The following is a 6,374-nucleotide window of genomic DNA, read 5'->3' on the forward strand; positions in this document are numbered from 1 at the left end:
ATCGATACCAATGAGCGCAATGTTTTCCATGATAGTTCTCCGAATGAAAGCCTATCCTCAGCATAGTACCGGGAAGGAGGGAGTGACCATCTCATTAAATAAAGCACGCTAAGCGTGCGTGGAGGCTGGCACCCAGCGGTACAGCGTCGGAATGGACACGCCGAGGTTCTTGGCCACGTCCTTGGGCGGCACCCCGCTGGCCAGCAGCTTCTTGGCCGACTCGATCTTGCTGTCGGTCATCTTCGGCTTGCGGCCGCCTTTGCGGCCGAGCTGCTTGGCGACTTCCAGCCCGGCGCGGGTGCGCTCGACGGTCAGCTCGCGCTCCATTTCGGCAAGGCTCGCCATGACGTGGAAGAAGAACCGCCCGGATGGTGTGCCGGTGTCGATGGAGTCGGTGAGGCTCCTGAACTGGACACCGTGCTTGTGCAGATCGCCGACCAGATCGACCAGTTGCTTGACCGACCGGCCCAGCCGGTCGAGCTTCCAGACGACCAAAGTATCGCCTTCGCGCAGCATTTCGAGCGTCTTGGCCAAGCCAGGCCGGTCTGCCCGCGTGCCACTCACCTTGTCCTCGAAGACCTTTTTACATCCGGCCTTGCTCAAGGCTTCGCGTTGCAGCTCCAGGTTCTGATCCTGCGTCGAGACGCGCGCATAGCCAATCAACATGGCTTGTCTCGCGCCCGGTCGATGCGTTCCTGCATCGCCTGCATCACTTCTTCGTGGGTGTACGATCTGGCGTTGGCGTCGGTGGCTTGCCGCAGGGCTTCCTCAACCTCGCGCGTCATCCGCTCGTAATCCTCCGGCCACAGCGCTTGCTCCATGCGCAGCGACGCCTGACCCAGCAGGTGCAGCAGGCTGAACAGCCGCATGTCGTTGGTGGCGACGATGCGCTCCCGAATCTGCTCCTGAATAGCTTCGCTAGCCCGATGCGCTTGTGGTGTGGCAGTCCCCTCGTAGTCAGCGGGGAATTCCGCTTCCTCGGCAATCCTTGCCCAGGCGCTGGCCAGCGCCTCGATGGTTGACGTGCTCATTTCCGCCGCTCCTGTGCTCTTTGGCGAATCAACCGGCCAAGGGGCCTCGACGCGAAAACCAGCAGCATCACGCCTATCGGATACCAGGTCGAGAAGACCACCAAGGCATCGAAGGCTGGCCGTCCGGTGTTGGTAGGCAGTACGGCGGTCACAGCCATCAACCCGCCGACCGTCCAGATGATGCGCCACACGTAGGGCATCACGCGGGGCACGTAGCCGTCATCGAAAGCGGTCTGGTAGTAGCGGCGCAGGCCGCGCTCGGCAAGCGCCTGGCGCTGCCGCTCCGACAGCGCATCCGTCCGGCCATACCAGCGCCGGAATGGTGGACAGCGCAGCAGCAAAGGGGTGAAGAGGATCATCACCGCCACGATCGCGACACCCCACGCCATGACGGCGCCGGCATCGGGCCGCTTGGCGTTCTCGATCACGGGCGCGAAGACGCCCGGAGCACCGATCATCCAGAACAGCGCAATGTGCTGATGGAAGGAGAGCTTCATTTGCTCATCCACTTGCGCAGCAGGCGCTTTTTCAGGGAGGCGCGTTCTTGCGGGTTGCGTCCCTTGTGATTGGCGATGCGATCCGCCGTGGCGGCCTGGCGCTTGACGGGCCAGTAGGAGCGGCCATCCTTGCCCATCGACCAGACGCTGCTGGCCTGGTTTTCCAGCAGGGGCAGATGGGCGCTCAGGGCTTCGGGCGACGCGCTGGTCAGCGCCGTGCGCTCACGGGTGCGCCAGCGCTGATGCCAGAGCTTCTTGTCCTCGCGCTCGCTGCCGCAGGTCGTGTGCCCGACGATGGGTGTTTTGCGGCGGCTGCGGCTCATAACGTAGTGGTCTCCAAGAACATTCAGGACTGATCCCAGGCGTCGATGGTCAAGACCTGATCGGCAGGACAGGCGGCTACGCGGTCGGGAACTGGATGGTGTTCAGTCTCATGCCGACCCCATTCGATTGATCGCGTCGCTTGCGGCACGCTGCGACGCAAGGAGGTTTGCGACCTGGTTTAGCAGCCGTGTCCGCTGCATGTCTGTTACCTATCTCCCCGACCGCTCATTGGACCAACTCCAGAGATTGGGCTCTATCGCTCAGCCAATACGAAACCGGCATTGGCTGATGCCACAACCGAGACTAACACAAATGGCTCGGTACCTGTATTTCGCGCCCCGTGCACTTGGCCCGGTCTTGCCACGGCTATCTCACCTTCCCTGAGGGCACGAACAATCCCATTGCCCTGAAAGTAATCAGCCATTCCCGACAAAACAGTCCACGTGTCTTGGCCGTGAGGATGAATGTGAGCCGCAATTTCCTGCCCGGGATGGACATGCCAAACCACGATAATTGAGTCTCGGGTTTCAAGCACAACGGAACGAATAGGCTCGCCTTCGGACGGCTGAACATACTCGGCTACAGAAAATATTCTCGATTCAACAGTCATCGGAGATCCCTCTTTCACAGTTGTCGTTACGGTCTTCATCGTCGGCATCCTGACGCACGGCGGGCAATTGCTGGAGCAACGCCGGCAGCCATTCCTGTACCGTCTCCCACACCACATCGAGGTTGATGTCGAAATAGCCGTGAGCCATGCGATTACGCATATTGCGCATGCTGCGCCACGGCACGTCGGCATGCGCCTGGGTGAACTCGACGTAGCCATCCATCACCTTTGTGGCCGCCTCGCCGATGACGATCAGGCTCATGATGACGGCCTGCTGGGTGCGCTTGTCGGCCAAGAAGTCGTCCTTGGCCATCCCTTCCACGAAGCTGCGCGCATCGGTTGCGGCCTGCTGAATGTGGTCGAGGTAATCGGGCAGGCGGTTCTCGCTCATATCGGTTGCGCCTCCGCGAGCACCTTGGCCCGGAACTTCGGCGGCAGGTCGCCGGGAGTCAGCAGATCGACGTCAACGCCGAGCAGCGATTTCAGTTCTTCTTCCAAATCGCCCAAGTCCAACAACGTGGCACCGGGCAGCGCATCGACCAACAGGTCGAGGTCGCTGCCATCCCGGTCGGTGCCATGCAGCACCGAGCCGAAGACGCGCGGGTTCGCGGCGCGAAAGCGGCCTACCGCTTCACGCACTGCGCTTCGCTTCATGTCAAGCACAACAGACGGTCGCATGCGCATCCTTTCTTATCGAAACTCGTTGAGATGATATGCAATCAAGAATAGAATTTCAAGAACTATTTTCGAGAATCGCAATGCCTTGATTCCCGTGCCGCGCCGGTTGCCTTGGCGGGCTTGTCACAAACCTACGTTTTTGAGAAGAAGGAGACTGCATGCCCCGCCGTTCAATCCTCTCCGCCGCAGAGCGCGACAGTCTCTTGGCGTTGCCCGATACCCAAGACGAACTCATCCGGCTCTACACGTTCAGCGAACCCGACCTGTCACTAATCCGCCAGCGGCGCGGTGACGCCAACCGCCTGGGTGTCGCGGTGCAATTATGCTTATTGCGCTTTCCCGGTCAGGGCCTGCTGCCCGACGCTGCGGTGCCGATGCCCCTGCTGCAATGGATCGGACGGCAACTGCGCATCGATCCATCGTGCTGGCCACAGTATGCAGAGAGGGAAGAAACCCGGCGCGAGCATCTGCTTGAGCTGCGTGCATATTTGGGCATGGAGCCGTTCGGCCTGGCGCACTATCGGCAGGCTGTCCATGCCGCGACCGAGTTGGCCTTGCAAACCGACAAGGGCATCATGCTGGCCAACAGTGTTCTCGACGACCTGCGGCACCGACACGTCATCTTGCCGACGCTGGATGTTGTCGAGCGCGTCTGTGCCGAGGCGATCACCCGCGCCAACCGGCAAATCTACGAAACCTTGTCCGAACCGCTATCGGACGCGCATCGTCGCCGCCTTGACGATCTGCTCAAACGCCGGGACAACGGCAAAACGACCTGGCTGGCCTGGCTGCGCCAGTCACCCGTCAAGCCCAATTCGCGGCACATGCTCGAACACATCGAACGCCTCAAGGCATGGCAGGCGCTCGACCTGCCTTCCGGCGTCGAGCGGTCGGTGCACCAGAATCGCCTGCTCAAGATCGCCCGCGAGGGTGGCCAGATGACACCCGCCGACCTGGCCAAGTTCGAGGCGCAGCGGCGCTACGCCACCCTGGTCGCGCTCGCCATCGAGGGCATGGCCACGGTCACCGACGAAATCATCGACTTGCACGACCGCATCCTGGGCAAGCTGTTCAACGCCGCCAAGAACAAGCATCAGCAGCAGTTTCAGGCATCCGGCAAGGCGATCAACGCCAAGGTGCGGCTGTTCGGGCGCATCGGCCAGGCGCTGATCGAGGCCAAGCAAGCGGGCCGCGATCCGTTCGCCGCCATCGAGGGCGTACTATCCTGGGATGCTTTCGCCGAAAATGTCACCGAAGCGCAGAAGCTCGCGCAGCCCGAGGACTTCGATTTCCTGCACCGCATCGGCGAGAGCTACGCCACGTTACGCCGGTACGCGCCGGAATTCCTCGCCGTGCTCAAGCTGCGGGCTGCGCCCGCTGCCAAGGATGTGCTGGACGCCATCGAGGTGCTGCGCGGCATGAACAGCGACAACGCACGCAAGGTGCCTGCCGATGCGCCGACCGACTTCATCAAGCCGCGCTGGCAGAAGCTGGTGATGACCGATGCCGGCATCGACCGGCGCTACTACGAGTTGTGCGCACTGTCGGAACTGAAGAACGCGCTGCGCTCCGGCGACATCTGGGTGCAAGGCTCACGCCAGTTCAAGGATTTCGAGGACTACCTGGTACCGCCTGTGAAATTCGCCAGCCTCAAGCTGGCCAGCGAACTGCCGCTGGCTGTGGTCACCAACTGCGACCAGTACCTGCATGACCGGCTGACGCTGCTAGAAACACAGCTTGCGACCGTCAACCGCATGGCGGCGGCCAACGACCTGCCGGACGCCATCATCACCGAGTCTGGCCTGAAGATCACGCCTCTGGATGCGGCGGTGCCTGACACCGCGCAGGCGCTGATCGACCAGACCGCGATGATCCTGCCGCACATCAAGATCACCGAACTGCTTATGGAAGTGGATGAATGGACGGGCTTCACCCGCCACTTTACGCACCTGAAATCGGGCGACCTGGCCAAGGACAAGAACCTGCTGCTGACCACCATACTGGCCGACGCGATCAATCTCGGCCTGACCAAGATGGCCGAGTCCTGTCCCGGCACAACGTATGCCAAGCTCGCCTGGCTACAAGCCTGGCATACCCGCGATGAAACCTATTCGACGGCGCTGGCCGAATTGGTGAACGCGCAGTTCCGGCATCCCTTCGCCGAGCATTGGGGTGACGGCACCACGTCATCGTCGGACGGCCAGAACTTCCGCACCGGCAGCAAGGCCGAGAGCACCGGGCACATCAACCCGAAATATGGCAGCAGCCCAGGGCGGACGTTTTACACGCACATCTCCGACCAGTACGCGCCGTTCCACACCAAGGTCGTGAACGTCGGCGTGCGCGACTCGACCTACGTGCTCGACGGCCTGCTGTACCACGAGTCCGACCTGCGCATCGAGGAGCACTACACCGACACGGCGGGCTTCACCGATCATGTCTTTGCCCTCATGCATCTGCTGGGCTTCCGCTTCGCGCCGCGCATCCGCGCCCTGGGCGACACCAAGCTGTTCATCCCTAAGGGTGAAGCCAGTTACGACGCACTCAGACCGACGATTAGCAGCGACAAGTTGAACATCAAGGCTATTCGTGCCCATTGGGATGAAATCCTGCGCCTGGCTACCTCGATCAAACAGGGCACGGTGACGGCCTCGCTGATGTTGCGCAAGCTCGGCAGCTACCCGCGCCAGAACGGCCTGGCCGTTGCGCTGCGCGAGCTGGGGCGCATCGAGCGCACGCTGTTCATCTTGGACTGGCTGCAAAGCGTGGAACTACGCCGTCGTGTGCATGCCGGATTGAACAAGGGCGAAGCCCGCAATGCGCTGGCCAGGGCGGTGTTCTTCAACCGGCTGGGCGAAATCCGCGACCGCAGTTTCGAGCAGCAGCGCTACCGGGCCAGTGGCCTCAACCTGGTGACGGCGGCCATCGTGCTGTGGAACACGGTCTACCTGGAGCGCGCCGCGAATGCTTTGCGCGGCCACGGCCATGGTGTCGATGAAGGGCTGTTGCAGTACCTGTCGCCGCTGGGTTGGGAGCATATCAACCTGACCGGCGATTACCTCTGGCGCAGTAGCTCCAAAGTAGGCGTGGGGAAATTCCGACCGCTACGTCCGCTCTCTGGGTCTTAGCGTACGATTTTTAATGAGATGGTCACTCCCTCCTTCCCGGTACTATGCTGAGGATAGGCTTTCATTCGGAGAACTATCATGGAAAACATTGCGCTCATTGGTATCG

8 protein-coding genes are annotated in these 6,374 nt (G+C 61.6%); 1 reads left to right on the plus strand and 7 read right to left on the minus strand.

Going from position 1 to position 6,374, the window contains the following annotated elements:
• Positions 1-108: 108 nt before the first annotated feature.
• The 7 genes from ACNQ0W_RS24415 to ACNQ0W_RS24445 form a co-directional block, all read right to left on the minus strand.
• The gene (locus ACNQ0W_RS24415; protein ID WP_003100847.1) at positions 109-666 is read right to left on the minus strand and encodes a recombinase family protein; all 558 of its coding nucleotides are present in this window, start codon (positions 664-666) and stop codon (positions 109-111) included.
• Positions 660-1,031: a hypothetical protein gene (locus tag ACNQ0W_RS24420; RefSeq protein WP_003100853.1), complete on the minus strand. Its 372-nt coding sequence runs from the start codon at positions 1,029-1,031 to the stop codon at positions 660-662. The genes ACNQ0W_RS24415 and ACNQ0W_RS24420 overlap by 7 nt, the downstream gene beginning before the upstream one ends.
• Positions 1,028-1,528, minus strand: coding sequence for a hypothetical protein (locus tag ACNQ0W_RS24425; RefSeq protein WP_003100856.1), 501 nt, complete (start codon positions 1,526-1,528; stop codon positions 1,028-1,030). The genes ACNQ0W_RS24420 and ACNQ0W_RS24425 overlap by 4 nt, the downstream gene beginning before the upstream one ends.
• Positions 1,525-1,851, minus strand: a complete 327-nt coding sequence (locus ACNQ0W_RS24430) for a hypothetical protein (protein WP_003100858.1) — start codon at positions 1,849-1,851, stop codon at positions 1,525-1,527. The genes ACNQ0W_RS24425 and ACNQ0W_RS24430 overlap by 4 nt, the downstream gene beginning before the upstream one ends.
• Positions 1,852-2,105: 254 nt before the next feature.
• Positions 2,106-2,462, minus strand: coding sequence for a cupin domain-containing protein (locus tag ACNQ0W_RS24435; RefSeq protein ID WP_000215515.1), 357 nt, complete (start codon positions 2,460-2,462; stop codon positions 2,106-2,108).
• A complete protein-coding gene (locus tag ACNQ0W_RS24440) occupies positions 2,452-2,853 on the minus strand; it encodes a DUF86 domain-containing protein (protein ID WP_001293886.1) in 402 nt (133 codons plus the stop codon). The genes ACNQ0W_RS24435 and ACNQ0W_RS24440 overlap by 11 nt, the downstream gene beginning before the upstream one ends.
• Positions 2,850-3,140, minus strand: coding sequence for a nucleotidyltransferase family protein (locus tag ACNQ0W_RS24445; protein ID WP_001247892.1), 291 nt, complete (start codon positions 3,138-3,140; stop codon positions 2,850-2,852). Before ACNQ0W_RS24445 ends, ACNQ0W_RS24440 begins: the two co-directional genes overlap by 4 nt.
• A gap of 158 nt (positions 3,141-3,298) precedes the next feature.
• On the opposite strand from ACNQ0W_RS24445, the gene ACNQ0W_RS24450 reads away from it, so the two are divergent.
• Positions 3,299-6,268 carry a Tn3-like element TnShfr1 family transposase gene (locus ACNQ0W_RS24450; protein ID WP_024945956.1) on the plus strand — a complete coding sequence of 990 codons (2,970 nt, stop codon included), beginning with the start codon at positions 3,299-3,301 and terminating at the stop codon, positions 6,266-6,268.
• Positions 6,269-6,374 lie beyond the last annotated feature (106 nt).

Origin of the sequence: Enterobacter cloacae complex sp. 6730903 (assembly GCF_048283985.1) — a bacterium.
GTDB lineage: Bacteria > Pseudomonadota > Gammaproteobacteria > Enterobacterales > Enterobacteriaceae > Enterobacter > Enterobacter hormaechei_C.

What these genes read in the sequence shown, in the direction of transcription:
- ACNQ0W_RS24415 (WP_003100847.1), bottom strand. Translation starts at nt 666, where the DNA reads ATGTTGATTGGCTATGCGCGCGTCTCGACGCAGGATCAGAACCTGGAG.
- ACNQ0W_RS24420 (WP_003100853.1), bottom strand. Translation starts at nt 1,031, where the DNA reads ATGAGCACGTCAACCATCGAGGCGCTGGCCAGCGCCTGGGCAAGGATT.
- ACNQ0W_RS24425 (WP_003100856.1), bottom strand. Translation starts at nt 1,528, where the DNA reads ATGAAGCTCTCCTTCCATCAGCACATTGCGCTGTTCTGGATGATCGGT.
- ACNQ0W_RS24430 (WP_003100858.1), bottom strand. Translation starts at nt 1,851, where the DNA reads ATGAGCCGCAGCCGCCGCAAAACACCCATCGTCGGGCACACGACCTGC.
- ACNQ0W_RS24435 (WP_000215515.1), bottom strand. Translation starts at nt 2,462, where the DNA reads ATGACTGTTGAATCGAGAATATTTTCTGTAGCCGAGTATGTTCAGCCG.
- ACNQ0W_RS24440 (WP_001293886.1), bottom strand. Translation starts at nt 2,853, where the DNA reads ATGAGCGAGAACCGCCTGCCCGATTACCTCGACCACATTCAGCAGGCC.
- ACNQ0W_RS24445 (WP_001247892.1), bottom strand. Translation starts at nt 3,140, where the DNA reads ATGCGACCGTCTGTTGTGCTTGACATGAAGCGAAGCGCAGTGCGTGAA.
- ACNQ0W_RS24450 (WP_024945956.1), top strand. Translation starts at nt 3,299, where the DNA reads ATGCCCCGCCGTTCAATCCTCTCCGCCGCAGAGCGCGACAGTCTCTTG.